Source organism: Sphingobium sp. TomMM35A (assembly GCF_054771735.1).
In genome coordinates this window covers 2,541,231-2,566,286 of the sequence record NZ_BSRC01000001.1, presented here as the reverse complement: position 1 = coordinate 2,566,286, position 25,056 = coordinate 2,541,231, and the positions used below count along the sequence as shown (strand labels likewise).

Below are 25,056 nucleotides of genomic sequence, written 5' to 3'. Positions count from 1 at the left end.
CTGATCGCTTTTGTCGATCGCTCTGACCGATCTTAATCGCTTCCGTAACTATCGCGTCGAGCCTAGCCTGTCCGCCTGTATTCAAGAGGAGAGCCAATCATGGACGCAAAAACTGGTGGAAGCCCGCTGAGCTGCCCGATGAAGGAACCGGCCGCGCTCCGGTCACTGCTCGGACGCACCAACCGCGACTGGTGGCCGAACCAATTATCTCTCGAAATCCTTCATCAAAATGGCGCACACGCCAATCCGATGGGGGAATCTTTCGATTATGCGAAGGAGTTCGCCAGTCTTGATCTGGAAGCGGTCAAGAAGGACCTGCACGCGCTGATGACCGACAGCCAGCCCTGGTGGCCGGCCGACTATGGGCATTATGGCCCCTTCTTCATCCGCATGGCGTGGCACAGCGCAGGCACCTATCGCACCGGCGACGGGCGCGGCGGCGCGTCTTCGGGCGGGCAGCGTTTCGCGCCGCTCAACAGTTGGCCTGACAACGCCAATCTGGACAAGGCGCGCCGCCTGCTCTGGCCCATCAAGCAGAAATATGGCCGCAAGCTGTCCTGGGCGGACCTGATGATCCTGACGGGCAATGTTGCGATCGAATCCATGGGCGGGCCCGTCTTCGGCTTCGGCGGCGGACGCGAAGATGTGTGGGAACCGGAAAAGGACGTTTACTGGGGCACGGAAGAACAGTGGGTCGGGCATGCAGACAACCAGACCCGCATTCAGCCCGACAAGGAAATGGCGCTGGAAGAACCGCTCGCGGCGATCCAGATGGGCCTCATCTACGTCAACCCTGAAGGACCGGGCGGCAACCCCGACCCGCTCCAATCGGCTCGCGACATTCGCGAAACCTTCGCACGAATGGGCATGAATGACGAAGAGACACTGGCGCTGACCGCTGGCGGTCACACCTTCGGCAAGGCGCATGGCGCAGGCGATGCTGCGAAGATCGGGGCAGAACCGGAAGGCGCGGACATAGCGCAGCAAGGTCTCGGCTGGCAGAGCGGGCATGAAAGCGGCGTTGGCGATCACACGATCACCAGCGGGATCGAAGGCGCATGGACGCCGACACCCATCCAGTGGGACATGAGCTTCTTTCACATGCTGCTAGACTATGACTATGAGTTGGTGAAGAGCCCCGCGGGCGCGCATCAGTGGCAGCCCGTCAACCAGAAGCCTGAAGACATGGCACCGGGCGCGCATAGCCCCGACAAGCGATTGCCGACGATGATGACCACCGCCGACATGGCGTTCAGGGAGGATCCGGAATATCGCAGGATCGCCGAACGCTTCCGCAATGATCCGGACGCTTTCGCCGATGCCTTCGCGCGCGCCTGGTTCAAGCTGTGCCATCGCGACATGGGGCCCAAGAGCCGCTATCTTGGCCCAGACGTTCCGGCCGAGGACCTGATCTGGCAGGACCCGATCCCGGCAGCCGACTATGCGCAGATCGAGGAGGCCGATATCGCCGCGCTGAAGCAGGAGATCGCGTCTTCCGGACTGACTGTGTCCGAACTTGTGCAGACGGCGTGGGCATCGGCATCCACTTTCCGCGGATCGGACAAGCGCGGCGGCGCCAATGGCGGCCGCATCCGCCTCGCGCCGCAAAAGGATTGGGAGGTGAACCAGCCCGATCAGCTGGCCCGCGTGCTTGGCGTTCTGGAAGGCATCAAGGCCAGGTTCGATGGCGCCGCGTCCGGGGGCAAGAAGGTGAGCATCGCAGACCTTATTGTGCTGGGCGGAAGTGTCGGCATCGAACAGGCGGCGAAGGACGCAGGGCATGATGTGACTGTGCCGTTCACACCGGGCCGCACCGACGCGTCGCAAGAACAGACCGATGTCGATGGCTTCGCCGTACTCGAGCCGAAGGTGGACGGCTTCCGCAACTATCTGCCGGTCAGCTATCGCGTACCGGTGGAAGAACTGCTGATCGATCGCGCGAACCTGCTGCGGCTGAGCGCGCCGCAGATGACGGTACTGGTCGGCGGGCTGCGCGTGCTTGGGGTCAGCCATGGCGGATCGAAGCATGGCGTGTTCACGGATCGGCCGGGGCAGCTTACCAACGACTTTTTCGTCAACCTGCTCGACATGGGCACGGCGTGGAAGGCGGAAAGCGACAAGGGCGATGTGTTCATCAGCACCTGCCGCAATTCTGGCGAGCAGAAGTGGACGGGCACGCGCGTCGACCTGGTTTTCGGATCGAACTCGCAACTGCGCGCCTTGTCGGAAGCCTATGCTTCTGCCGATGCGGGCAGGAAGTTCGTCGATGACTTCGTCAACGCTTGGGTCAAGGTGATGGATGCCGATCGCTTCGACCTTCGCTGGTCGGGTCTGACAGCCACCGCCTGAGCATGAAGCCGCCGCAGTCTTCCCAAGGGGAACTGCGGCGGCAACTTGCCGTCAGATCAATGAAGATCGCGGCGGCCATAGTCGGGCTCGCCGAACCGGCTGGGCCGCGTCATGTGCGACATGCCGTTGGGCTCTCCAGGCTCATGCACAAGCTCTTCAAACAGGGCGCGATAATGGATCATAGCCTGGCGCAGATCTTCGGTATCGGCCTCGCCACGCGCGTGACGGATCGCGATGTCGTGCGCTGAACGATAATTCTGCACCACTTCGGGATGATCGACCGACAGGTCGGCCGAGCGCCGGTCGAAGTCGGCAATCGGATAGCCGCGCGCTTCCATGACTTCCGTCAGCAGCACGTCGGCGCGCGAAACCGCGCCCTGCGGATCATCGACGAACTGGTTCTGCACCTTCATCCAGCCATCGTTGAACATGTCGATCTGCTGCGGCGAAAGACGGCGCAGCGAAAAGCTCGCAACGCGCTTTTCCCTCTCCTGCAACTCTGCTTCGGCTCTGCGCGAGCTTCCCGTTTCCTCGACGGTGCGCGCATATTCAGACCCGAATTTCGACCGCAGATTGGCGCGCTGCCTGTTGCGCATGATCAACACGGCTATTCCGGCCAGCAGGACAAGGACGACCAGTCCCAAGCCGATTTCCAGCGGAGTGAGCGTCACCATGACATCTCCTTGGCCTGTGTGTTAGGCCGATTATGGCGCCCGCCGCTCTATGCTGTTCAACCGGGATGAAGGGTCATGGTTCCCCAACGGCGCGCAGAGCGGATCGATGGAGCGTACGGAACGATACGCCCCGCCACCGGTTGCGGTCACTTCCTAGTAGAAGGAGTGGCTCCATGCATATCGAAACCTCCGAAGGTCATGTCATCCATGTGAAGGACATGGGTTCGGGCCACCCGGTGATCCTGATCCACGGCTGGCCGCTGACCGGCGACATGTGGGAATATCAGACGCTGGCGCTGCTCGAAGCGGGCTATCGGGTGATTACCTACGACCGTCGCGGTTTCGGGCAGTCGGGGCATCCTGCGGACGGCTATAATTATGATGTTTTCGCCGCCGATCTTGCGGCCGTCATCGACAAGGTGAGCGCGCCCAAGGTGTCGCTCGTCGGCTTTTCCATGGGCGGCGGCGAAATCGCTCGCTATCTCTCGCGCTATGGATCGGCGAAGGTGGACAGGGTCGCGCTGGTCGGTTCGGTCGTTCCCTACATGCTGAAGGATGACAGCAACCCCGACGGCGTCGATGATTCCGTGTTCGACCAATTGCAGGCACAGGTGCGGGAGGACCGTTTCGCTTTCCTGCAAAGTTTCGCCAAGACATTCTACGGCATCGGCCTTGTATCCAAGCCGGTCAGCAACGGGCTGCTCGACTGGACTTTTGCCCTCGCGATCATGGCGAGCCCCAAGGCGACGGTCGATTGCATCAACGCCTTCGGCCGCACCGACTTCCGGCCGGACCTTCCCGCGTTCGACATTCCGACGCTCGTTATCCACGGGACGAGCGACAAGACGGTGCCGATCGATCCCACCGGACGAGCAGCGGCGGCTGCCATTCCGGGTGCGCAACTTATCGAATATGATGGCGAACCACATGGCCTGTTTGCGACCGCGCCGGACCGGCTGAACGCCGATCTGCTGGACTTCCTCGCCCGTTGAACAGCCTTGCCCCGGACGTGGAACTCACGGCCGGGGCACGACTTTACCCACTATGGTGAAGGCCAATCCATTCAGCCTCATGATCGACAGCTGGCAGTTGGGGGTAGAGGCATGGATGGTGATCGCCCTGCGAATACCCAAGCTGCTGGCGGGCAATTCCGCTGCAGCGCGGGAGGCCCATCTTATGGTTGCCGAGAAGATAGAAGCGGTCGGCGCGCTGCAGTGGAAAGCGCTCACCGGCACTCTTGGCACTAATCCTGACGCAGCCATGCGCAACTCCATCGCCCATTACCGCAAGGCGGTGGCCCGCAATCAACGGCGGCTCTCCCGGCGTAGAAAATGACGCAGACCAACCTGTTCGAAACGCCTCTCATTCCCGGGCTCGATTACCGCGACGACATGCTGGACCCTGACGAAGAGTCGATGCTGATCACAAAGATCGATGAGCTGCCCCTGACGCCCTTCCGCTTTCAGGGATGGACCGGCAAAAGGCTGACGCTGTCGCTTGGCTGGACCTATGACTTCGACAATGGCCGATTTGGCCCGAGCGAGCCGATCCCGCCCTGGCTCCGGCCGATCAAGGCGCGGGCCGCATCCTTCGCAGGGCTGGCGGATGCCGACCTCGTCCAGGCTTTGTTGATCCGCTACGATCCGGGCGCTGGTATAGGCTGGCACCGGGACCGTCCGGTCTTCGAACATGTTGTTGGCATTTCCTTGGGCAGAGCCACCACATTGCGCTTCCGCAGGCGGACGGCAAAAGGCTTCGATCGCATCTCGCTACCGGTGTCCCGCAGATCCATATATCATCTCTCAGGCGAAGCACGGCATGCGTGGGAGCATAGCATCGCGGGCATGGACACGCGCCGCTGGTCGATCACCTTCCGGTCGCTCTCCCCGAAGGCCGCGGTAATGGCACGCAACTGACCCCTTGTTCTCGCCGTTCGGGCACCCATATCGCGGTCATCGTCAACAACGGAAAGGAGGTGGTCTGATGTCTCATTGTCTTATGCCGATCACGGCAGAAATGAAGAGCCTGACCTCCGCCGCGGGGGTCCGCCTCTTCTGAGCGCGTCCAATCGGCTGACAATGGAAAGGCCGTCCGGAACCAACCGGGCGGCCTTTTGATTTGGGCGGCTATCAGAAGCCTTCCGTCCCCTTGTGGTCGCGAAATCCTGCCGAGCGCAGTTCTTCCTGATCCTTCTGCGCCTTCTCTTGAGCGTCGGCAATCTGCTTCCGCTCCTTCTCGGTTGGCGGCTGCGGCTTGGGCGATGCCTTCTTGACGATCTCGGTTTCGTTGGTCGGGCATTTGTTCTGGTCGTGGTCCACGTCATTCGCTCCTTGGATGCCTTGGCGAAAGAACGGGCTGGCGACGGCGTCGTTCCTGCCCTCGTCGAACCAATCGAGCCGCGGAGCGTCTTGCTGAAAAGACATGAAGATCGCGACTTACAATGTGAACGGCGTCAATGGACGTCTTCCCGTGCTGCTGCGATGGCTGGAGCAGGCCGAGCCAGACATTGTGTGCTTGCAGGAGCTGAAGGCTCCGCAGGAGAATTTTCCCGAGCGGGCGATCCGCGATGCGGGATATGATGCAATATGGCACGGGCAGAGCCGGTGGAACGGCGTCGCGATCCTTAGCCGTGTTGGCGCGATTCATGAAACGCGGCGCGGACTGCCGGGCGACTCCAACGATGTGCAGAGCCGCTACATCGAAGCAGCGGTGAATGGGGTCCTCATTGCCTGCCTCTACCTTCCGAATGGCAATCCTCGCCCTGGCCCCAAATTCGATTTCAAGCTGCGCTGGTTCGATCGGCTGCACAGCCATATGGCTTCGCTCATCGATGTCGACGCGCCGGTGATCGTCGCTGGCGATTATAATGTGATGCCGACTGACCTTGACGTTTATGTTCCCGATCGGTGGCGCGACGATGCCCTGTTCGCCCCGGAGGTGCGCGCTGCCTACCGACGCCTCCTCGATCAGGGATGGAGCGATGCGATCCGGCAGCTGCATCCGGATGAGGTGATCTACAGTTTCTGGAAATATTGGCGTGGCTCCTTCGAGCGCAATGCTGGTCTGCAGATCGATCACGCGCTGCTGAACCCGGTGGCGTCAGCCAAGCTGGTGGCCGCCGAAGTGGACACCCGGCCTCGCGCCTGGGAAAAGACGAGCGACCATGCGCCCGTGGTCATCACGCTGGATATGAGCGGAGAGGAGCCATGACCGGAGCGGAAGACCCGATGGAGCTTGCCTTGCCGCTGCCGATGGAGGCGCGGCTCGTGTCCGAACTGCCGGCGTCTCCGGGATGGCAATATGAACCCAAATGGGACGGCTTCCGCGCTATCGTCGGCCGTGACGGCGAGCAAGCTGACATACGGTCTAAATCCGGCAAGTCGCTGGCACGCTTCTTTCCGGAGGTCATGGATGCCCTGCTTGCAACGGCCGAGAGCCGCTATGTGCTGGACGGCGAGTTGATCCTGCCCGTGGAAGGCGTTCTTTCCTTCGATGCTTTGCAGCAAAGGCTGCACCCAGCGGAAAGCAGAATTATGCGCCTGTCCCGCGAAACTCCGGCGCAGCTGATGCTGTTCGATTGCCTGTCGCTGGGGCGGAGCGACCTGATGGACTCTCCCTTGCACGAACGCCGCGCGGCCTTGGAGCGCTTTCACGCAAAGAATGGGACAAAAACGCTGCTCCTGTCGCCCGCAAGTAAACGGATCGAGGATGCCGACCGCTGGCTGGAAGGAAGCGGCGGCGCGCTGGATGGCATTATCGCCAAGCCATTAGATGCGCCATATCGCTCCGGCGAACGCGCTATGATGAAGATGAAAAATTACCGCAGCGCCGATTGCGTGGTCGGCGGATTCCGCCGCACGGCTGATCGTGGCGGCGCTGCATCCCTGCTGCTGGGGCTCTATGATGAAGCAGGCAAACTCAACCATGTCGGCTTTACCTCCGCGTTCAAGGCTGATGAGCGCGCCCATCTGCTAAAACGCCTTGAGCCGCTTGCCGGTGGCTCCGGCTTCACCGGCAAGGCGCCGGGTGGCCCGAGCCGCTGGAACAAAGGCGAGGAGAGCGCCTGGGAGCCGCTGAGTCCCGAATTGGTGGTGGAGGTCATCTACGATCAGGTGACCGGCGGGCGCTTTCGCCACGGCACCCGCCTCCTGCGCTGGCGTCCCGACAAAGCGCCGCGCCAATGCACATGCGACCAGTTGCAAGCGGAACTGCGCCCGGCCGAGATCGATCAGCTGCTTAGGCTTGACTGACCCGCCGCTCAGCCCGGCTCGCAGCCCCGCCGTCCAGCGCCCAGCGCATAAGAAGCCCCATCCCCGCCAGCTGCGCCCGTGTCACATGGCGGCCAGGCCCCAGCTCAAAGCCATGCATGCGCGCTGCCCAGGGCGGCAGCAGATCGATCGCCGCGTCGATCGCAACCTTGCTGAAGGGCGCGTTGAGCAAGCCCGGCGTGGGTTCGGCCAGGAGGGACACGATCTCCCTCGTCCGCTCATCGCTGCGAAGCTGCGGCCGCATGGCGGATAGATATTCCCGCACTTGCGCAACAGTGCGAGGGACGGGCGCAGCACCCAGCCGTTCGGCAAGACCGGCCATTTCCCCGTAATAGCGGTTCTGCTCCCGCAGGCTTAGAATAGGCGCCCGGTAGCGGCGATAGGCCGTGAGGAAGCAATAGACCTCTGCGACGTGGACCCAGCGCAACAACTGCGGATCGCTCGCGCGATAATGGGTTCCATCCGGCAGTTCCCCCTCCACCCGATCATGCACGGCGCGGACATGCGCGATCAGGCGTTCGGCTTCGGCGGTCGCGCCATAGGTCGTGCCCGCGATGAACTGAGCCGTCCGCCGCAACCGCCCGCTACGATCCTCTCGAAAGCGGCTATGGTCCCATATTCCAGCGAGCGCAGCAGGATGAAGCATCTGAAGCAGGAGCGCGGCGATGCCGCCGGTCATCATGCTCGTGAAATCCTGATGCACGCGCCACGCCATGGATTGCGGCCCGAACAGCCCCTGGTCACCAAGGGGCGTGTCGAGGTTGATCCTTTCTCCCCCAGACCCGAAGACCTTGGCGACATTGTGCTGGACCATCTGCCGTAGCGCGCGATGAGGTAGCAGCAGCATGAAAATCCTCCTGCCGCGACAAACGCGTAAATCGGCGAGTCGATGCCAATTTGATTGGGCAAACGCCAGGATACTGATCCCGATTAGGCATTTTAAAGGGAACGTCACGCCCTCCCCTGAATTGAACAGGGGTACAATCAGGAGAGCATTTTCCGTGGCTACCCGTTTCATCGCACCCGAGTGCGAGTCGCAATTTCTTCAACAAAGTTTTCAGCAGCGCCTCAGTCATTGGAATCGGCAACGGCTAGCGCCGTCCTATCCGGAGGATTGGGAAAGCCGGTTCCGCCAGGACGAAGCCATGCTCCGCCTGGAACATGGCTTCATGGAAGAGCTACGCGCCATGGTCCGTGATCGTGCTGCACAAGCTCCGACCGATCCAGAAGGCTTCATCCAATGGTTCGAAGCGCTCGAGCAGACCGGCCCCGGTCAGCATGATGCGCTGTTCCCATGGCTCGCCGACCACGCGTCCCGGGACGAAATCCGCTGGTTCCTGACGCAGGAGGCGGCAGGCGAGGCTGGCTTTGACGATCTCGTCGCATTGACGCAAGTCAAGCTGCCAGACTCCGCCAAGCTGGAACTCGCGCGCAATTATTGGGATGAAATGGGGCGCGGCCAGGAAAAGGGCATGCACGGCCCCATGCTTGCACAGCTGGTCACGACACTCGGACTGACACCGACGATCGAGACCACGGTCTGGGAAAGCCTGGCGCTCGCCAACGCGATGACCGCGATGGCGACGCAGCGCTGCTACGCCTGGCACAGCGTCGGCGCGCTGGGGGCGATCGAACTAACCGCGCCCGGTCGATCGGCGCACACCGCTCGCGCCTTGCGACGAATTGGGCTCAGCCAGTCCGAGCGACGATATTTCGATCTGCATGCGGTGCTGGACGTCAAGCATAGCCGGGACTGGAACGAACTGGCGATCAAGCCGCTGGTCGCGGAAGACCCCCGCCGCGCGACCGCCATAGCAGAGGGCGCGTTGATCCGCCTGAGCTGCGGCGAACGCTGCTTCAACCGTTACCGCAGCCATTTCGGCCTGGAGTAGGCAATATGGCACAATCGAACGGCCGCATCCTGGTCGTCGAAGATGATCCGAAACTTGCCGGCATGATGGTCGATCTGCTGCTGGCGGAGGATTATGAGGTCGATGGACCTTATACCAGCGTCAGCGATGGCATGGCTGCACTGGCCATGCATATGCCCGATGGCGCGGTGTTGGACCTGCATCGCCACAGCCGGAGCGAAAGTCTGTTGAAAGACGATCTGGAAGCCTATGCCATTCCCTTCCTGGAAGGCGAGGACAGCGGGGCGCAGGACCTTCAACAGCGATTGCTGCCCTGGCTGCGGCACATGCGTCATTGAGGCGGAACGCCGGAAGCGGCTCTTGCCGCGCGCCATATCAAGGCTATGACCCTGCATCGTGATCAGTGCAGGAGACGGCATGGGCCGCATCATCGGGAAAGTCTTTCGCGGAGCGGGCGTCGCGCTGCTGTTCCTCGTTATCGTGCTGTGTCTCGCGATCACGATCATCCCGCCCTTCCTCGACCGCATCTATTATGACGGGCCAGTCAGCCGTCATTATGATGGCGAGCATTTCTTCAATCCTGATGGCGAAATCCAATTTTCCAGTCCTCCGGGAAAGAACCGACGCGGATTTCTTCTCCGCTGGCTGACGGGCCAGGACGAGCGTCCCGAATGGCCCGCGGCGGTCGCTGTAGAGCCCACACGCCCCCCGGCATTCGCAGCGCCGCGGGGCATGCGGGCGACCTGGGTCGGCCACGCCACAGTGCTGGTGCAGGCGGCGGGCCTCAACATTCTTACCGACCCCATATGGTCCGACTATGCGAGCCCTTTTCCGCCGCTGGGACCAAAGCGCGTGGCGCAGCCGGGCATCAGGTTCGATGACCTGCCGAAAATCGACCTCATCATCGTCAGCCATAATCACTACGACCATATGGATATCCCCACGCTCAGGAGATTATGGGAGCGTGACCGGCCCAAGATCATCGTCAGCTTGGGGAATGAGCGCATCCTTAAAGACAAGGGCATTCCCGCAATCGCGCTCGATTGGGGCCAGTCCGTGTCCGGCGCCGCCCTGAACAATCTGGGGACGCAAACAGTCATCCAGTGCGAAAATTACGAACATTGTCCCGACTATCGTGTCCATGTGCTGCGCAATCATCACTGGAGCAGCCGGTGGGGCACGGACAGAAACCGCGCTTTATGGTCCAGCTTCCTGATCGAAACCCGTGCGGGCAACATCTTCTTCGCCGGCGACACAGGTGCTGGCGACATGGCATGGCCCGCAGAAGCCGCACGGATCGGGCCGATCCGCCTCGCGATGATCCCTATCGGCGCCTTCCGTTTCTGGCCGGGGCAGATGGAAGCGGACTCGCACATCGGGCCGCAGCGCGCGGTCCAAGTGTTCGAAAAGCTAAAGGCATCGACTGCCATCCCTATCCATTGGGGCACATTCCGGCTGTCTTATGAAAAATGGGACACGCCGCCCCGCATGCTGGACCTGTTCCTCAAATGCGAAGGCATGGAACGGCAGCGCTTTGCGCCGCTGCGCATCGGTCAATCGATTCAGGTGCCTGCCTATTCCGCCGCGCGCCAAGGGCCCAAAAAATGCGACCAGCGCGCCATCCGGGCGCTGCAATAGGTCAGGCGGGCGCGCCTGCTTTCAACATGGCGCGCCAATTGTCCGTCGTCATCGCGGCCAGATATTCGGACTGCATCTCGGCAGTCAGCATCTCCATCATCTGCCGCCCTTCGATCCACAGTTCGATCACGCCGAAGGCGCCGCCGCGCTTGCGATATTTGGCGGGCCACCCTTCCCGCCGCGCGATCCCCATGATCTCTTCGCGGGATAGCGGGGTGGCCAACGCGGCATGGGTGGCGGTGTAGCGGCTTTCACCAGTCCGCTCTCCAAAACTATCGGCGTCGCCTTCTTCCTCGCGCAGGACCGTATCGATCGGATAAACCTCTATCGCGGTGCCCCGGTCGTCGCCCGCAAAGGCGATCCAGCTACCAGGCGTGACTGGCGGGAAGTAAAAGGCCTCGCCGCGCCACATTTCCGCGATGACTTCTGCAACATGCTTGGGATCATGCGCGGCGATCGAAAGATGAAAGAGCATGTCTTAACCCTCCGCCATTCCGATGAATGCCGGGGCGAACATGGCACAGAAGCCCGCTCTCGGCATTGGCGATTTCGGACAGGTGATCCTCCGCCGAGCGGCAGCGGAGGACCTTTCATCACGGCCGCTTCAGGCCTTGCTGCATTCTCCGGTGCGTTTGCCGGTCACGTCATGGGTCGTGCGCAGGACCGGGCTGCCCCCGGCCGTCTTCGTCATGGTGCTGCCCAGCGTCAGAGTGTCGGCGGTGTAATTGCCCTCCAGCGCGATTTCCGACGTAGCCGCGCCGGACTTGCATGACAGGGTGGCGATCAGCCTTCCCTTGCGCAGCAGCTTGTCCTTGTAGGTGCAATCCTGGCCCTCATCCCCAGCCAGGGCATTCGCATCGGGCGTTCCCTTTGCATCGACGGCGATACACAGCTTTTCCTCATCAACCTGTTTGAGCGCCGCCTGATATTGGGCGGGCGTCACGGTTGGAGTGTTGTAGCCTGTCGTTTTGCGGGTGATCGTCCATTCGCCTGCCTTCATCAGGATCGGTGCTTCGACCGCTTCCGTTTTGGGTGCCTCATTGCCGCATCCGGCCAAGCCAAGCGTCATCGCGAGCGGCAGCGCCGCCATCATCGTCTTTCGCATATCCTCTTCCCCTGTTCTCTTGCGGAACAATCAGAGGCTCGCTCGGCGCGCGTCGAAGCGCAAGGGAAAAAGCGGCGCTAGCGCTTCCTGTAGGTGGGCGCGTGGAAATCCGGCGGTTTGTTCGCGACCCAGCCAAGGAAGCGGGCGATCCCAGGATGCGCGCGCAGAACGGCGCCGTCACCTTGCGTGCGGGCCAACTCGACATTGCTCAATTGCGCATGGATCGCGCGATGACAAATCGGGTGCACGGGCACCGTCTCGCGCCCGCCCCGGCTCTTCGGCACCGGATGATGCCATTCCACACGCTTTCCGAGCGGGCGCGCGCAGAGCCAGCAACTGCCTTCCGCGCTCTCCATCAGATCAGGATGCGACGCAGTCCGCGCCGACCCACTTGCCCGTCGTCTTTGCCTTCATGCTCATGTTCATGCCGCCCGGAGCACCGCTCATCTTCATGTCCATTTGCATTTCATAGCTTTCGGGCGCGTAGCTGCCGGACATGACGGCATTCATGGTGCCATGTTCCGACTTGCAGGCGATCTCGCCCTTCACCGACCCGCCGCTGACGTCAAAGCCCTTGTAGGTGCAATCCTTGCTCTCCTGCCCAGAGAACATCTTGCCGCTCGGGTTCGCCGCTTCTTCCGGAGAAACGCAATATTTGATCGAGCTGCGGCTCATCATCTTCTTCATCTGCTCTTTCATCTGATCGCTGCCGCCCTGCACGTTCGGCATCTCTATATCCTCGAGCGTATAGGCTCCTTCCCACTGGCCGGGCTTCAACTGCACCTTCTGCACCTCTGCCCTCACTTCCTCGCGGCTCTGCGGTTCGCCCGAAGGCTTGTCCCCGCAGCTGCCAAGCAGCAGCGCCGCAGGAACAATGATGGCCAAGGCTTTCAACATGATATTCCCCCGTTGATGCCGGAATGGCCCGGCCTCTCTGATCGGCAGCATATCAGGACAGACGAGGATGGAAAATGATCCTGCGGCTATTGACTGAGCGCCGCCGCCTCCTGCGCGCAATCGGGCGCGGCTTCGGCGGATTTGCTCCGCTGCGCCGCGACCTCCTTGCGGGCGGCGGCGAGATCGGCGGCAAAGGCGGGATCGGCATTGAGGCGCATCACCGTGGCCGAAGCAATGACCCGTCCCTCCTCGATATCGCTCAACCAGTGCACATTGCAGATGCGGCGGCTGTCCCCCATCGCCCGGCCACGCGCGACCAACTTTGCCGCTCTCTCCGGCATGACTTCGGCCAGGATGAGGCCAAAGCCATAGCCGATCGCGCTGTGGCCGGAGGGATAAGAGCCGTCACGGCGCAAAACCTCGTCCCAATCCGGGGTACACATCGGCTGCCCATTCACCATGAAGGGACGCTGCCGCATGTACCGCTTCTTCACCTCGCCGGTAGAGCCGCCGAGATCGCCCATGGCCCGTGACAGAAGGCGGACAAGCGCAGGAGTATGCGCCTGATCGATGGGAATGCCGGCCGAGCAGGAAAATGCGGCAGCGGCGTGGGCTGGGCGCAGATCCGCATCCGCCTTGGCGAGATCCCAACGCGCGCTGCCGCGCATGGCGAGAGCGGCGGCTGCCCCTTCCTTATCGCGCGCTTCAGCCGCTGATCCAGCCGCCGGAGGCGGCGGAGACAGCATAAGGCCGTCGGGCAGCGCGCCGCCGCCCAGATAGCTGGCGGTGCGCGCCTTCGTTCCCTGCATCACTGATGGCGGCGTCTGCGCCGATCCGGTTCCGGCCGTCGTCGTCGCGCATGCCTGCAACATGGCCATCGATGTGAACAGAAAAATGGCCTTGCGCATCGAGTCCTCCGCTATCGTCACATGGGATGCCTGCCCCACATTGCTGTGGTGCGGGACCATGCCCATATTGGCCCGCATGTCCATTCAGATTCGCACAACGCTGGACGAGCCCCAGACCGGCGAAGGCTTCGTCCCCCACCGTCCCGCGCGCCCGGAAAAGAGCGAGGGCGGGCGTCCGTTCAAGCTGGTTTCGGACTATGAGCCCTCGGGTGACCAGCCCACCGCGATCGCCGAACTGGTGGAGCAGGCGCGGGCGGGGGAAAAGGACCAGGTGCTGCTGGGCGTCACTGGTTCGGGCAAGACGTTCACCATGGCGAAGGTGATCGAGGCAATGCAACGCCCCGCTCTGATCCTCGCGCCCAACAAAATTCTCGCCGCGCAACTCTATGGCGAGTTCAAGAGCTTCTTCCCGGAAAATGCTGTCGAATATTTCGTCAGCTATTACGACTATTACCAGCCCGAAGCCTATGTGCCGCGCTCCGATACCTATATCGAAAAGGAATCGAGTGTGAATGAGGCGATCGACCGGATGCGTCACTCCGCCACCCGCGCTCTGCTCGAGCGGGACGATGTGCTGATCGTCGCGTCTGTCTCCTGCCTTTACGGCATCGGGTCGGTCGAAACCTATTCGGCGATGACCTTCTCGATGAAGAAGGGCGCTATCGAAGATCAACGGGAGATCATCCGCAAACTGGTGGCGCTGCAATATAAGCGCAACGACGCTGCCTTCGCGCGTGGAAATTTCCGGGTGAAGGGCGACAATCTGGAAGTGTTCCCATCCCACTATGAGGACACAGCCTGGCGCATCAGCTTCTTCGGCAATGAGATCGAGGAGATCGTCGAGTTCGATCCGCTCACGGGCAAGAAGATCGCCAGCCTCGACTATGTGAAGGTCTTCCCCAATTCGCACCATGTGACGCCCGGTCCGACGCTGAAGCAGGCGATGGAGGCGATCCGCTTCGAACTCGCCGAGCGGCTGAAGGAACTCGTCGCAGAGGGCAAGCTGCTGGAGGCGCAGCGACTGGAGCAGCGGACGAATTTCGACCTCGAAATGATTGCAGCAACGGGCTCCTGCGCGGGGATCGAGAATTATTCCCGCTTTCTGACCGGCCGCCTGCCCGGTGAACCGCCGCCGACTCTCTTCGAATATCTGCCCGAAAACGCGCTGTTGTTCGTGGACGAAAGCCACCAGACCATCCCGCAGATCGGGGCGATGGCGCGTGGCGACCATCGGCGCAAGATCACGCTCGCCGAATATGGCTTCCGCCTGCCAAGCTGTATCGACAACCGCCCGCTGCGCTTCAACGAGTGGGACGCGATGCGGCCGCAGACGGTCAGCGTCTCCGCCACGCCCGGCTCGTGGGAAATGGAACAGACCGGCGGTGTCTTTTCCGAACAGGTCATCCGCCCTACCGGCCTCATCGACCCGCCGGTGGAGATCAAGCCGGTCGAGGATCAGGTGGACGACCTGATCCATGAAGCCAGGGAGACGGCGAAGAAGGGTTATCGCACGCTCGTCACCACGCTCACCAAGCGCATGGCCGAGGACCTGACCGAGTTCATGCATGAGGCGGGCTTGAAGGTCCGCTACATGCACAGCGACGTCGAGACGCTGGAGCGTATCGAACTGATCCGCGACTTGCGCCTGGGCGTTTATGACGTGCTGGTCGGCATCAACCTGCTGCGCGAAGGGTTGGACATTCCGGAATGCGGGCTCGTCGCGATCCTTGACGCGGACAAGGAAGGCTTTCTGCGCTCCGAAACCTCGCTCATTCAGACCATCGGCCGCGCCGCCCGCAATGTCGAAGGGCGGGTCATCCTCTATGCCGATCGCATCACCGGCAGCATGGAGCGCGCCCTCAACGAAACCAGCCGCCGCCGCGAGAAGCAGGAGGCCTATAATCTCGAACACGGGATCACGCCGACAACGATCAAGCGCAACATCGGCGACATCATCGCCCATGTGGCGAGCAAGGATCAGGTCACGGTGGACACGGGTCTGGAGGACCGCCCGCACCTCGTCGGCCATAATCTGCGCGCCTATATTGAGGACCTTGAAAAGAAGATGCGCGCCGCCGCCGCCGATCTGGAGTTCGAGGAAGCAGGCCGCATCCGCGACGAAATCCGCAAGCTGGAGGCGGACGAGCTTGGCCTGCCCATGGACGAGCAGGTCGCATCGCCGCGCGGCCGCGCCACCGAAGGCAAGCCCGGCACGCGCAAGCTGCGCTACGGCAAGACCCAGCGGAAGTTCGGGCGCTGACGCAAGTTCAGCATGACGAAAGGTTCAAGGCCGTTTAAGCGGGCACAATGAAGAGCTTGCCCCTCGCCCGCTTCCTTGCCCTTGTGGTGCCACTGCTGCTGCTGGGTGGCGCTTACGCCTCGCAATATGTGGGCGGCCTGCACCCATGCGAAATGTGCTGGTGGCAACGCTACCCGCATATGGCGGCGGTCCCGTTGGCGTTGATCGCCTATGGTACGAAAAGGCGCCCCTGCGTCAGCGCGCTGTTCGCAGGGCTGGCGGGGCTGGCGATCGGGATCAGTGGCGCAATCGGCCTTTTCCATGCGGGTGTCGAATATGGCTGGTGGCAGGGGCTGACGGCCTGCTCCACCTCTCCAACGGCGGACAATCCGGCCGACATATTGAACCAGATCATGGCAACCCCGATCACGCGCTGCGACGTCGCGCCTTGGACTTTGCTGGGCATTTCGCTGGCGGGCTTCAATGGCATCTTGTCGGGAGCAAGCGCCCTCGCCATCTTGGCCCTGCTGATCAAGTTAAGGAAAGAGGCATGAGCGCGCCCAGGGATTTCCCCCGCCCCGGCCGGCGGGTGACGGCAGATGATCGCGCGCAGATGTTGCGCGTGGATCAGGCTGGCGAGTTCGGCGCGACCCGCATCTATGCCGGGCAGCTTGCCGTCCTTGGCGATCGCCACCCCGACGCCCGCGTCATTGCGGGCATGGCGGCGCAGGAGGAGCGGCACCGCAAGATATTCGACGCGATGATCGCACGGCGCGGCGTGCGTCCGACCGCATTGCAGCCGATCTGGAACGTCGCGGGTTTCGCGCTGGGCGCAGTCACTGCCGCGATCGGCCCGCGCGCCGCGATGGCCTGCACCGCCGCGGTCGAAACTGAGATCGATCGCCATTATGCCGAGCAATTGGCGGAGCTAGCGAATGAAGATGCGGAACTTGCCGCCACCATCACGGATTTTCAGGCGGAAGAGGTCGAGCATCGCGAAACCGCGATCGCCCGTGGAGCGGAGCAGGCGCCCGCCTACCCACTGCTTTCGGGTGTCATTCGCCTGGGGTGCCGGGCTGCAATCGCGCTGTCGAAGCGGATCTGAGGAGATAAGGACGATGATGAAGACCGCGACAGCCGCCATGCTGCTGATGGCTGCGAGCGTTTTGCCCGCCATGGCGCACCAGCAGACCGGACCCGTGCAGGAACAGGCGCCCGCCGCCGCTGCCGGAACGACGGGATCGGAGCGGGTAAACCTGGTCATCGTCTATGGCGAGGACCCCTGCCCGCAAAGCGCAGGCAGCGACATCGTCGTCTGCGCGCGCAAGGGCGAGGAAGAACGCTATCGCATCCCCGAGCCCCTGCGCGGCGATCCGAACAAGCCGAGCAACCAGGCATGGGGTGAGCGTGTGCGATCCATGGAATATGTCGGCCGCACCGGCACGGAGAGCTGCTCGGCCACCGGCCCCGGCGGGTTCACCGGCTGCTTCAACCAGTTGGCCCGGCTTGCCAAGGCAGAACGGCAGACAGCGGACAATGCCAGCTGGAAGGATCTGGTCGAAGCCGAACGGGCGCGGCGGCTCTCCACCATCGATGAGGATAGCAAGGCGATCGAAGCGCGAGCCGTGGCGGAGGAAAAGGCGCAAGCCAGACAACCGCAGCAGACTGCTCCCCAGCCGGGCACGCCCCCGCAACCCTGACGGTGTGCGCAACGCTCGGCGTCTGAACAAATGGGCGGATTTGGGCAGTCCGCCGGTGGACAGGGGCGAATGGAGGATATTCACCAATGCGCTTTCCTGTACATGCCTTGCTTGGCTTAGCAGCGCTGACGCCCTTCCTGTCGCTCACGCCAGCCATTGCCGAGCCCCCTCAGCGCGTGTTCAACCTCATCGTTTATGGGGACGACCCCTGCCCCAAGGGGGAAGGCGAAGAGATCATCGTCTGCGCGCGCAAACCCGAGTCCGAACGCTACCGCATCCCCAAGAAGTTGCGCGAAAAGCCAGCGCCGTCGGGTGGGCCGGGCTGGGGCAGTCAGGTGGCGACGATGGAGCAGGTTCAGCGGCAGAATCTGCCTGGCAGCTGCTCGGCCATCGGCAGCAACGGCTTCACCGGCTGCACCGCCAAGATGCTGGAACAATGGTTTGCGGAACGGCGGATGCAAGAGTCCAAGGGCGAACCTTGAGGCTCTTATCCTCGGCGCGCCACAGCTGCTCTCCCTGCGCACTGGAAGGGCCTCAAGCGGCAAAACCATCCGTGGCGCGGACAAGGGCGTCGAGAATGCCGGGCTCGTTATAGGCGTGCCCCGCGCCCTCGATCATCTCGAACCGTGCTTCAGGCCAAGCTTTGTGCAGTGCCCAAGCGGTTTCGGCAGGACAAGCCATGTCATACCGGCCCTGAACGATGACGCCGGGAATGCCGCTTAGCTTACCCGCATCGCGAATGAGCTGCCCTTCTTCCAGCCAACCGCGATGAACGAAATAATGATTCTCGATCCGCGCAAAGGCCAGAGCGAAGGCGTCGTCATCATGCGTGGCTGACAAGGCAGCATCAGGCAGCAGACGGATGGTTTCGCCTTCCCAGACACTCCAGGCCTTGGCTGCAGCAATCTGTGCCGCATGATCGTCGCCCGTCAGCAAGCGGTGATAGGCATGAAGCAGGTCGCCGCGATCCTCCTCCGCTATGGGAGCCAGGAAACGTTCCCATTTGTCGGGGTAGATGCGGCTCGCACCCTCCTGATAATACCAGTCGATCTCCTGTTGGCGGAGCGTGAAAATCCCGCGCAAGATCAATTCGCTGACGCGGGAGGGATGACTCTGCGCATAGGCCAGGGCGAGCGCCGATCCCCAGCTTCCGCCGAACACCAGCCATCGATCCACGCCCATCCATTCCCGCAGCCGCTCGATATCCGCGACGAGGTGCCATGTGCTGTTCGCCTCCAGCGACGCGTGCGGCGTCGAACGGCCACAACCGCGCTGGTCGAATAGCAGGACATCATAGCGCTCCGGATCGAACAGACGGCGATGATCGGGCGAGATGCCGCCGCCCGGCCCGCCATGGAGAAAGACCGCAGGCTTCGCGCCCGGCGTGCCCGCACGCTCCCAATAGATGAAATGGCCATCGCCAACGTCGAGATGGCCGGAAGCATGGGGGTCGGTGGCCGGGTATAAGGTGCGCATCGGCAAAGCCTAGGCGAGCCGATCGGCGAAGGGAACAGGCGGCAGGATAAGCCTGTCCATACAGATGATCCGCAGCGCGCGACGGCAACTGCTACAATTTGCGACAAATTAGCCTTGGCCTTGCCAAGATTTTGAGACAGTTCGCCCTTAGTGACGGACCATCAAGGGTTCGCTTTTTCCAAAAGGGGTATGTTCGTGCGCCGACCGGCTTCGCTGATGCTGTTTTTCCTATTGGGCGCGTCGCCCGCTGCGCTGATGGCGCAGACTGCATCCGAGGAGCCGCCGGTGCAGATGGACGATGGGGAAGAGATCGTCGTCACCGGCCAGCCCCAGCGTGGCGCTGTGCTGGGCAATATCAAGCCCGAACAGCAGCTTTCCTCCGCGGACATCCGCGCCTTGGGCGTAACATCCATTTCAGAAATGATCACGGAACTGTCGGCACAGACCAACGGAACGCCGGTTGTTCTGCTGAACGGCAAGCGCATCTCCAGCTTTTCCGAGATTCAAGACATCCCGTCGGAGGCCGTGGCCCGGGTCGATATCCTTCCCGAACAGGTTGCCCTGTCCTATGGCTATGCCCCGACGCAAAAGGTGGCGAACATCGTGCTTCGCCAGCGCTTCCGTGCAGAGCTTGCCGATCTGCGGGCGGCTACGACCACCGATGGCGGACGGGAAAGCGGATCGGCCGAGGCGGGCCTGCTACGTATCCGGGGAGACAATCGCTTCACGTTGAACGTCAAATATAATGCAGCCGCTTCCTTGCTGGAGAGCCAGCGCGGGATCGAACGAACGGTGAGTAACCCGGCGCTGATCGACGTCACCCGTTTTCGCACGCTCAGCCCCGCGACCGAAAGCATATCCGCGAACGCCACCTATGCCCGCGCGCTCGGCGGCGTGTCGATGACCGTCAATGGTCGCGTAGAGCTTTCGGACAATGACTCACTGCAAGGGCTTTCAGCGGCAGCACTCGCCGCGCCGATCGGCGATGGACCGCGCTATGCCGAATTCCTGCGCGACAACCGGCTCGATCAGCAGATCCGTGGAACGACCGGCCATTTGGGGCTGACGTTCAACGGGCTGCTCGGCAAAGGCTGGCAATGGTCCTTCACCGGCAATGGCGATGTGTCGGACACACGCACGCGAACCGACCGATCGAGTTCAACCGACCGGGCGAGCGCGCGGTCGCGGGCCGTGACGGGCGACCTGCTACTGTCGGGCCCTGTGTTCGACCTGCCCGCAGGCGCCGTGACAAGCTCGGTCCGGGTGGGCGCATCGGCCAACGGCTTCGAAGCCTGGTCGATCCGCAACGGAACCGAGCGCAGCAATGACTATGACCGGCAGATCGCCAGCGGACAGGTAACGCTCGACTTGCCGATCACCAGCAAGGCGAGGGGCGTCCTCGGCGCGGTTGGCGACATCGGCATCAATGTGAATGCGGCTGCGCAGGAGCTTTCGGATTTCGGCACGCTCTCCACATTAGGCTATGGCGTGCGGTGGCGGCCGATACCAGCGGTCCAACTGCTGGTTTCCGCCAACCAGGACCGGGCAGCACCTACGGGCAACCAGCTCAGCGATCCTGTCATCAGAACGGAGAATATTCCGGTCTTCGACTATCAAAGCGGCCAGACCGTCTTCGTGACGCGGGTGACCGGGGGCAACGCGCAATTGAAGGAAAGCGTGCGGGATCAGTTCCGGCTGAGCGGGACGGTGAAGCCGTTCGACAAGCCCAACCTGACTTTGACCGCGACCTACCTCAACAGCCGGACGAGCAATCCTATCGCGGCGTTCCCCGAACCGACCCCGGCGATCGAGGACGCCTTCCATGGTCGCTTCACTCGCGTGAACGGCGCACTCACCGAAATCGATGCGCGGCCAATCAACTATCTACGGTCGCAAAGCGAGCAGCTGCGTTGGGGTTTCGATCTATCCTTCCCGCTCAAGTCCCGCATCCAGAAGCTAGTCGAAGCCTGGCGCGCGGCTGGCGCGAAGCCGGGGGACAGGCCCAAGGAATTGCAGGACATGCGCGCGCTGTTCGGCAACCGTGGCGGGCGCGGAGCGCAGAGAGGCCAGGATGGCGCCCCCCCTCCGCCTGCGCCAAACGACAGCGATCACCCCCGTAGCGAGGGCGGCTTTGGCGGCCCCGGCGGCGGCGGACGTCCAGGCGGCGGCTTTGGCGGACCGGGTGGCGGGCGCGGTGGTGGAAGCGGACGACTGAGCTTCAGCCTCTATCACACATGGCATTTTACCGAGAGCATTCTGATCGCGCCGGGCGTGCCGGAACTCGACCTGTTGAACGGCGACGCGACAGGATCATCGGGCGGCCAGCCAAGGCACGAGGTGGAGGCGCGCGTCGGTTACACGAACAACGGGCTTGGCGCGCGGCTGAGCGTCGATTGGGAAAGCGGCACCCATGTCGATGGTGCGTTGGGCGGCACGTCGCGGCTCGATTTCGGCAGCCTCGCGACGGCGAACCTGCGGCTGTTCGCCAACCTTGCGCAAATGCCTTCGCTGGTGAAGAACCACCCGTTTCTACGCGGATCGCGGGTGTCGATCGGCATCGACAATATCTTCAACACGCGCCGCGACGTGACCAACGCCACAGGAGGAACGCCGCTGCGCTACCAGCCGGGCTATCTTGATCCGCTGGGCCGGACGATCAGCATTTCCTTCCGGAAGCTCTTCTTCTGACCCTCGCCTAAATGACTCCATTGTCCGTCCGTTATGATCCATGAAAACATGGGTCGGAGGAATATATGGCAAAGCCGATACGGATCATGGTGGTCGACGATTCGCTCACCATCCGCGCAATGATCGAAACGCTGCTGGAGCGCGATTGCCGGTTCGATGTCGTAGGCGTCGCCCGCAATGGCGAAGAAGCGATCGACCTTATCCGCATGGAAAAGCCCGATGTGGTGACGCTGGATGTCGCCATGCCGGGCCGGGATGGCCTCAGCATCCTGGATGAGATCATGGAGATCGATCCCTGCCCCGTCATCATGCTCTCCAGCCTGATGCGTGACGGAGCGCCGATCATGGCCGAAGCGCTCGACCGGGGCGCTGCCGCCTGCTTCAACAAGGCCATGATCGCTCGCGAGGCCGGCCGGTTCATCACCCTGATCAGGGACGTGGCCCGCGGCATGGTTCAGGCGGAGCGGACAGCGATCGCCGCCTGAACAGTTATCAGTTCAGCACAATAAGGGAGCCGCGATCCCCGGCTCCTTTTTTTGTGCGCGGTCGCAAAGCTGTGCGGGATCAGGATGCCAGCGATCGAGGCAGGGCGCACGCCGCCGCAATATCGATGGCGCTGGCGAACTCCACGCCCATTCGATCATCGCGGGACCAGCGGACGACCGCGTCGACGCTGTGCACGTCGCTGAACTCAACAACCAGGCCCATGCCTGAAGGCACGTTCCAAAGCCCTTCGATCATCGCGCCAGTGGCCGAAATATTGCGGATGCGCCCGGTATAGGCATGGCCGTCGGCATGCACCGCCACCGTGCGCAGCATGGTCTTGCGCTCAGGACGGCTGGACTGGAACCCTTCCACCAGCGCGACCGTGCCATGAAAGCGGTGCCGGGCCAGCACCTCGCTGGCGCCGAGCGGGCGGCCATAGACATAGCCCTGTATATGGCTACAGCCCAGATCGCGGATGAGCGCGAGTTCGTCCTGCGTTTCCGCTCCCTCGGCGGTCGTGTCCATGCCCAGCGCCTCGGCCAGGCTGACGATGGCCTTGATGATTGCGCTGTTCCGGCTGCCGGTCATCACCGCCCCGCGAACGAAGCTCTGGTCGATCTTGATCTTGTCGAACGGCGCTTTCTTCAGATAACCGAGCGAGGAGTAGCCGGTCCCGAAGTCATCCAGCGCCAGCCTGATGCCGATCCCTTTGAGCCGGGAAAACATCGCATCGGTGCCTTCATCATCGTTCAGGAAGACGCTTTCGGTGATCTCCAACTCCAGCCGCTGGGGCGCGAGTTGCGCGGCGGCAAGTGCGTTCATGACGGTCGCAGGCAGGCCAGGATTGGCGAACTGGATGGGCGAGACATTGACCGCGACGCGAATATCCTCTTCCCACTGGGCTGCATCATGGCAGGCGGTGCGGAGCACCCACTCGCCCAGCGATCCAATAAGGCCGGTATCTTCCGCGATCGGCACGAAAATGGACGGGGATATCTCTCCGCGCACCGGATGGATCCAGCGCAGCAATGCCTCATAGCCGGTAACCCGCTCCGTCTTGGAGGACACGACGGGTTGATAGACAAGGTGCAGCCCGTCCGAAGCCAGGGCGTGACGCAGATCCTCCTCCAGCTGCCGCCGTCCTTCTGCATCGGCATGCATTTCCGCCGAATAGAAGCGATGAACGCCCCGCCCGTCACCTTTGGCGGCATAGAGCGCCAGGTCGGCATTGCGGATCAGCGCATCGGCAGTCTCGCCATCCTGCGGACAGCAGGAAATGCCAACAGATACGCCGATGACGACGACTTTGCCTTCGATCGTGTAGGGCTGCGAAAGCGTGCTGATGATCGTCTTGGCAAGTTGGGACAGAAGCGCGCGATCCTGTCCGCCCGGCAGCAGCACCTTGAACTCGTCGCCCCCCTGCCGCCCGACGAGCCCGCGATTACCCACCACCCGCTGGAGCCTCTGGCTGACCTGCCGCAGCAGTGCGTCACCGGCTGGATGGCCAAGCGTATCATTGACCGTCTTGAATCGATCCAGATCCAGCATGAGCAAAGCGCAATCGCCGGGTTGTCCGCGCGCGCCAGCCACGGCATCTTCCAACGACTGCAGCATCTGCACGCGATTGGCGAGCCCGGTGAGCGAATCGAACTGGGCGAGCCGCTGCACCTCGGCCTGGCTCCGGCGCATTTCCGTAAGATCGGTCCCGCTTCCCCGGAAGCCATGGAACTGGCCATATTCATTGAAGACCGGCTGGCCGGAGATCGACCACCAGCGCTCGTCGCGTGTCGCCGCCGCCCGCACATGAACGTCCGAAAACCCGGTCCGCGCTGAAAGATGGAACCCCAGGGTGCGTTCACCCCCGCCATTTTGATGATCACCAGCCGATACGATGTCGGTGATCGGCCGCCCTACAAGGTCATCCTCAGGGACGTTGAGCGTCCGGGCCAAGGGTTCTGAAAGATAGGTCAGGCAGCCCTGCCGATCCGTTTCCCAGAACCAGCCCTGCCCCGATTGCTCATATTCCTGCAACAGCCGGTCGGATCTTTGGGCACGCAGATCCTGCTGATGCCGGGTAACGGCACGCTCAAGGTCAACGGTCGCCTGGCGGACAGCAGCGATCAGCATGACGGCAATGCAGCTCAGCAACAGGCCGATCTGGGCAAAGCCTGCGCCTTGAACGGCTGACACGATCAGCGTTCCAAGAAAATAACTGACGCCCAATAACCGCCGGTCGCCGAACACGGATATGGCGATCAGCGCCATCGCGACTTCGGCCGCGAGGGAAAATGACAAGGGTCCGGCAAAACGCGCCGGTCCCAGCAACATGCTGAATGTCACGCTCGACAACAGGACGGCGGGCAGCATCAACCATTTCTGCACATGCGGCCTTTGGTTGTGAAACCGCTCGGCGCGCGGCCCGACGATCAGCACGCCGTCGATCAGCAGCATGAACAGCAATGTCAGAATGGAGTAGATGCTGCCAAGCGGCACGTGCAGCAGCGCGACGGTGCACAGCTTGCCCAGCAGGATCAGCGGCCAAAGCCGCGCGATGTGGGAAAAGGCGCCGGATATCCAGAAAGCCGACGCCTCGGTCCCGCCCTCGGCAAGGCCCAGCGCCACCGCAAGATCAGCGGGCCGGGACAGGGAATCATTCAGCCTGATGCGCGAAGGGGCCATGGCCCGTGCGTAACGCACAGATGTTGAAAGAAACTTACCCGGTTATGCCAAAAGGCATAATGGCTCCGCGCGGCCGCG

The 25,056-nt window shown here is 62.5% G+C and carries 26 protein-coding genes; 16 read left to right on the top strand and 10 right to left on the bottom strand.

The features are described from left to right. Positions 1-99: 99 nt before the first annotated feature. Positions 100-2,349 carry a catalase/peroxidase HPI gene (gene katG / locus ACYU8T_RS12895; protein ID WP_461159663.1) on the top strand — a complete coding sequence of 750 codons (2,250 nt, stop codon included), beginning with the start codon at positions 100-102 and terminating at the stop codon, positions 2,347-2,349. A gap of 56 nt (positions 2,350-2,405) precedes the next feature. Here the strand turns inward: katG and ACYU8T_RS12890 are convergent, their stop codons facing one another. After that, positions 2,406-3,023, bottom strand: coding sequence for a hypothetical protein (locus ACYU8T_RS12890; protein WP_201515217.1), 618 nt, complete (start codon positions 3,021-3,023; stop codon positions 2,406-2,408). A gap of 173 nt (positions 3,024-3,196) precedes the next feature. Between ACYU8T_RS12890 and ACYU8T_RS12885 the strand changes: the two genes are divergently transcribed. The 3 genes from ACYU8T_RS12885 to ACYU8T_RS12875 are packed head-to-tail and all read left to right on the top strand — an operon-like array spanning position 3,197 to position 4,939. Beyond that, entirely contained in the window at positions 3,197-4,015 is an 819-nt protein-coding gene (locus ACYU8T_RS12885; protein WP_461159662.1) for an alpha/beta fold hydrolase, read from the top strand. Positions 4,016-4,070: 55 nt separating this feature from the next. Continuing rightward, positions 4,071-4,358 (top strand): hypothetical protein, encoded by a 288-nt coding sequence (locus ACYU8T_RS12880; RefSeq protein WP_461159661.1) that lies wholly within the window; start codon positions 4,071-4,073, stop codon positions 4,356-4,358. Then, positions 4,355-4,939 carry an alpha-ketoglutarate-dependent dioxygenase AlkB gene (locus ACYU8T_RS12875; RefSeq protein ID WP_097090756.1) on the top strand — a complete coding sequence of 195 codons (585 nt, stop codon included), beginning with the start codon at positions 4,355-4,357 and terminating at the stop codon, positions 4,937-4,939. The genes ACYU8T_RS12880 and ACYU8T_RS12875 overlap by 4 nt, the downstream gene beginning before the upstream one ends. A 213-nt stretch (positions 4,940-5,152) precedes the next feature. On the opposite strand, the gene ACYU8T_RS12870 is transcribed toward ACYU8T_RS12875, so the two are convergent. Next, entirely contained in the window at positions 5,153-5,341 is a 189-nt protein-coding gene (locus ACYU8T_RS12870; protein ID WP_461159660.1) for a hypothetical protein, read from the bottom strand. Positions 5,342-5,444: 103 nt separating this feature from the next. On the opposite strand from ACYU8T_RS12870, the gene xth reads away from it, so the two are divergent. After that, the gene (xth, locus tag ACYU8T_RS12865; RefSeq protein WP_461159659.1) at positions 5,445-6,233 is read left to right on the top strand and encodes an exodeoxyribonuclease III; all 789 of its coding nucleotides are present in this window, start codon (positions 5,445-5,447) and stop codon (positions 6,231-6,233) included. Then, positions 6,230-7,273: an ATP-dependent DNA ligase gene (locus tag ACYU8T_RS12860; protein ID WP_461159658.1), complete on the top strand. Its 1,044-nt coding sequence runs from the start codon at positions 6,230-6,232 to the stop codon at positions 7,271-7,273. The genes xth and ACYU8T_RS12860 overlap by 4 nt, the downstream gene beginning before the upstream one ends. Here the strand turns inward: ACYU8T_RS12860 and ACYU8T_RS12855 are convergent. Then, positions 7,260-8,138 (bottom strand): oxygenase MpaB family protein, encoded by an 879-nt coding sequence (locus ACYU8T_RS12855; RefSeq protein ID WP_461159657.1) that lies wholly within the window; start codon positions 8,136-8,138, stop codon positions 7,260-7,262. The two genes, ACYU8T_RS12860 and ACYU8T_RS12855, sit on opposite strands and share 14 nt — an antisense overlap. 298 nt (positions 8,139-8,436) lie before the next feature. Here ACYU8T_RS12855 and ACYU8T_RS12850 point away from each other — a divergent pair, with 298 nt between their 5' ends. From ACYU8T_RS12850 to ACYU8T_RS12840, 3 genes are all read left to right on the top strand, one after another. Beyond that, a complete protein-coding gene (locus tag ACYU8T_RS12850) occupies positions 8,437-9,183 on the top strand; it encodes an iron-containing redox enzyme family protein (RefSeq protein WP_461159656.1) in 747 nt (248 codons plus the stop codon). A gap of 5 nt (positions 9,184-9,188) precedes the next feature. Then, positions 9,189-9,500, top strand: coding sequence for a hypothetical protein (locus ACYU8T_RS12845; protein WP_461159655.1), 312 nt, complete (start codon positions 9,189-9,191; stop codon positions 9,498-9,500). A 79-nt stretch (positions 9,501-9,579) separates the two neighbouring features. Then, positions 9,580-10,800, top strand: coding sequence for an MBL fold metallo-hydrolase (locus tag ACYU8T_RS12840; protein ID WP_461159654.1), 1,221 nt, complete (start codon positions 9,580-9,582; stop codon positions 10,798-10,800). A 1-nt stretch (position 10,801) separates the two neighbouring features. Here the strand turns inward: ACYU8T_RS12840 and ACYU8T_RS12835 are convergent, their stop codons facing one another. From ACYU8T_RS12835 to ACYU8T_RS12815, 5 genes are all read right to left on the bottom strand, one after another. Beyond that, complete coding sequence (locus ACYU8T_RS12835; protein WP_097090748.1) at positions 10,802-11,275, bottom strand: hypothetical protein; 474 nt, start codon at positions 11,273-11,275, stop codon at positions 10,802-10,804. A 129-nt stretch (positions 11,276-11,404) separates the two neighbouring features. Beyond that, positions 11,405-11,905, bottom strand: a complete 501-nt coding sequence (locus ACYU8T_RS12830) for a DUF3617 domain-containing protein (protein WP_461159653.1) — start codon at positions 11,903-11,905, stop codon at positions 11,405-11,407. Positions 11,906-11,982: 77 nt separating this feature from the next. Continuing rightward, entirely contained in the window at positions 11,983-12,261 is a 279-nt protein-coding gene (locus tag ACYU8T_RS12825) for an HNH endonuclease (protein WP_461159652.1), read from the bottom strand. A gap of 4 nt (positions 12,262-12,265) precedes the next feature. Next, on the bottom strand, positions 12,266-12,802 hold the full coding sequence (locus ACYU8T_RS12820) for a DUF3617 domain-containing protein (protein ID WP_461159651.1): 537 nt from the start codon (positions 12,800-12,802) through the stop codon (positions 12,266-12,268). A gap of 86 nt (positions 12,803-12,888) precedes the next feature. After that, complete coding sequence (locus tag ACYU8T_RS12815; RefSeq protein ID WP_461159650.1) at positions 12,889-13,788, bottom strand: acid phosphatase; 900 nt, start codon at positions 13,786-13,788, stop codon at positions 12,889-12,891. On the opposite strand from ACYU8T_RS12815, the gene uvrB reads away from it, so the two are divergent. The 5 genes from uvrB (at position 13,787) to ACYU8T_RS12790 (ending at position 18,131) form a co-directional block, all read left to right on the top strand. After that, positions 13,787-15,970 (top strand): excinuclease ABC subunit UvrB, encoded by a 2,184-nt coding sequence (gene uvrB, locus ACYU8T_RS12810; RefSeq protein ID WP_097090745.1) that lies wholly within the window; start codon positions 13,787-13,789, stop codon positions 15,968-15,970. The genes ACYU8T_RS12815 and uvrB overlap by 2 nt on opposite strands. Before the next feature lie 47 nt (positions 15,971-16,017). Beyond that, entirely contained in the window at positions 16,018-16,503 is a 486-nt protein-coding gene (locus ACYU8T_RS12805) for a disulfide bond formation protein B (protein ID WP_461159649.1), read from the top strand. Continuing rightward, entirely contained in the window at positions 16,500-17,054 is a 555-nt protein-coding gene (locus ACYU8T_RS12800; protein WP_461159648.1) for a demethoxyubiquinone hydroxylase family protein, read from the top strand. The genes ACYU8T_RS12805 and ACYU8T_RS12800 overlap by 4 nt, the downstream gene beginning before the upstream one ends. Before the next feature lie 13 nt (positions 17,055-17,067). After that, positions 17,068-17,649 (top strand): hypothetical protein, encoded by a 582-nt coding sequence (locus tag ACYU8T_RS12795; RefSeq protein ID WP_461159647.1) that lies wholly within the window; start codon positions 17,068-17,070, stop codon positions 17,647-17,649. Positions 17,650-17,735: 86 nt separating this feature from the next. Beyond that, the gene (locus tag ACYU8T_RS12790; protein ID WP_461159646.1) at positions 17,736-18,131 is read left to right on the top strand and encodes a hypothetical protein; all 396 of its coding nucleotides are present in this window, start codon (positions 17,736-17,738) and stop codon (positions 18,129-18,131) included. Positions 18,132-18,183: 52 nt separating this feature from the next. Here the strand turns inward: ACYU8T_RS12790 and pip are convergent, their stop codons facing one another. Next, a complete protein-coding gene (pip, locus tag ACYU8T_RS12785) occupies positions 18,184-19,125 on the bottom strand; it encodes a prolyl aminopeptidase (protein ID WP_461159645.1) in 942 nt (313 codons plus the stop codon). Positions 19,126-19,314: 189 nt separating this feature from the next. Here pip and ACYU8T_RS12780 point away from each other — a divergent pair, with 189 nt between their 5' ends. Next, positions 19,315-21,813 carry a TonB-dependent receptor gene (locus ACYU8T_RS12780; protein WP_461159644.1) on the top strand — a complete coding sequence of 833 codons (2,499 nt, stop codon included), beginning with the start codon at positions 19,315-19,317 and terminating at the stop codon, positions 21,811-21,813. Positions 21,814-21,878: 65 nt separating this feature from the next. Next, positions 21,879-22,298: a response regulator gene (locus ACYU8T_RS12775; protein WP_255254677.1), complete on the top strand. Its 420-nt coding sequence runs from the start codon at positions 21,879-21,881 to the stop codon at positions 22,296-22,298. A gap of 79 nt (positions 22,299-22,377) precedes the next feature. Here the strand turns inward: ACYU8T_RS12775 and ACYU8T_RS12770 are convergent, their stop codons facing one another. Then, a complete protein-coding gene (locus ACYU8T_RS12770; protein ID WP_461159643.1) occupies positions 22,378-24,978 on the bottom strand; it encodes an EAL domain-containing protein in 2,601 nt (866 codons plus the stop codon). Positions 24,979-25,056 lie beyond the last annotated feature (78 nt).

What these genes read in the sequence shown, in the direction of transcription:
- katG (WP_461159663.1), top strand. Translation starts at nt 100, where the DNA reads ATGGACGCAAAAACTGGTGGAAGCCCGCTGAGCTGCCCGATGAAGGAA.
- ACYU8T_RS12890 (WP_201515217.1), bottom strand. Translation starts at nt 3,023, where the DNA reads ATGGTGACGCTCACTCCGCTGGAAATCGGCTTGGGACTGGTCGTCCTT.
- ACYU8T_RS12885 (WP_461159662.1), top strand. Translation starts at nt 3,197, where the DNA reads ATGCATATCGAAACCTCCGAAGGTCATGTCATCCATGTGAAGGACATG.
- ACYU8T_RS12875 (WP_097090756.1), top strand. Translation starts at nt 4,355, where the DNA reads ATGACGCAGACCAACCTGTTCGAAACGCCTCTCATTCCCGGGCTCGAT.
- xth (WP_461159659.1), top strand. Translation starts at nt 5,445, where the DNA reads ATGAAGATCGCGACTTACAATGTGAACGGCGTCAATGGACGTCTTCCC.
- ACYU8T_RS12860 (WP_461159658.1), top strand. Translation starts at nt 6,230, where the DNA reads ATGACCGGAGCGGAAGACCCGATGGAGCTTGCCTTGCCGCTGCCGATG.
- ACYU8T_RS12855 (WP_461159657.1), bottom strand. Translation starts at nt 8,138, where the DNA reads ATGCTGCTGCTACCTCATCGCGCGCTACGGCAGATGGTCCAGCACAAT.
- ACYU8T_RS12850 (WP_461159656.1), top strand. Translation starts at nt 8,437, where the DNA reads ATGCTCCGCCTGGAACATGGCTTCATGGAAGAGCTACGCGCCATGGTC.
- ACYU8T_RS12845 (WP_461159655.1), top strand. Translation starts at nt 9,189, where the DNA reads ATGGCACAATCGAACGGCCGCATCCTGGTCGTCGAAGATGATCCGAAA.
- ACYU8T_RS12840 (WP_461159654.1), top strand. Translation starts at nt 9,580, where the DNA reads ATGGGCCGCATCATCGGGAAAGTCTTTCGCGGAGCGGGCGTCGCGCTG.
- ACYU8T_RS12835 (WP_097090748.1), bottom strand. Translation starts at nt 11,275, where the DNA reads ATGCTCTTTCATCTTTCGATCGCCGCGCATGATCCCAAGCATGTTGCA.
- ACYU8T_RS12830 (WP_461159653.1), bottom strand. Translation starts at nt 11,905, where the DNA reads ATGCGAAAGACGATGATGGCGGCGCTGCCGCTCGCGATGACGCTTGGC.
- ACYU8T_RS12825 (WP_461159652.1), bottom strand. Translation starts at nt 12,261, where the DNA reads ATGGAGAGCGCGGAAGGCAGTTGCTGGCTCTGCGCGCGCCCGCTCGGA.
- ACYU8T_RS12820 (WP_461159651.1), bottom strand. Translation starts at nt 12,802, where the DNA reads ATGTTGAAAGCCTTGGCCATCATTGTTCCTGCGGCGCTGCTGCTTGGC.
- uvrB (WP_097090745.1), top strand. Translation starts at nt 13,787, where the DNA reads ATGTCCATTCAGATTCGCACAACGCTGGACGAGCCCCAGACCGGCGAA.
- ACYU8T_RS12815 (WP_461159650.1), bottom strand. Translation starts at nt 13,788, where the DNA reads ATGCGGGCCAATATGGGCATGGTCCCGCACCACAGCAATGTGGGGCAG.
- ACYU8T_RS12805 (WP_461159649.1), top strand. Translation starts at nt 16,018, where the DNA reads ATGAAGAGCTTGCCCCTCGCCCGCTTCCTTGCCCTTGTGGTGCCACTG.
- ACYU8T_RS12800 (WP_461159648.1), top strand. Translation starts at nt 16,500, where the DNA reads ATGAGCGCGCCCAGGGATTTCCCCCGCCCCGGCCGGCGGGTGACGGCA.
- ACYU8T_RS12795 (WP_461159647.1), top strand. Translation starts at nt 17,068, where the DNA reads ATGATGAAGACCGCGACAGCCGCCATGCTGCTGATGGCTGCGAGCGTT.
- ACYU8T_RS12790 (WP_461159646.1), top strand. Translation starts at nt 17,736, where the DNA reads ATGCGCTTTCCTGTACATGCCTTGCTTGGCTTAGCAGCGCTGACGCCC.
- pip (WP_461159645.1), bottom strand. Translation starts at nt 19,125, where the DNA reads ATGCGCACCTTATACCCGGCCACCGACCCCCATGCTTCCGGCCATCTC.
- ACYU8T_RS12780 (WP_461159644.1), top strand. Translation starts at nt 19,315, where the DNA reads ATGTTCGTGCGCCGACCGGCTTCGCTGATGCTGTTTTTCCTATTGGGC.
- ACYU8T_RS12775 (WP_255254677.1), top strand. Translation starts at nt 21,879, where the DNA reads ATGGCAAAGCCGATACGGATCATGGTGGTCGACGATTCGCTCACCATC.
- ACYU8T_RS12770 (WP_461159643.1), bottom strand. Translation starts at nt 24,978, where the DNA reads ATGGCCCCTTCGCGCATCAGGCTGAATGATTCCCTGTCCCGGCCCGCT.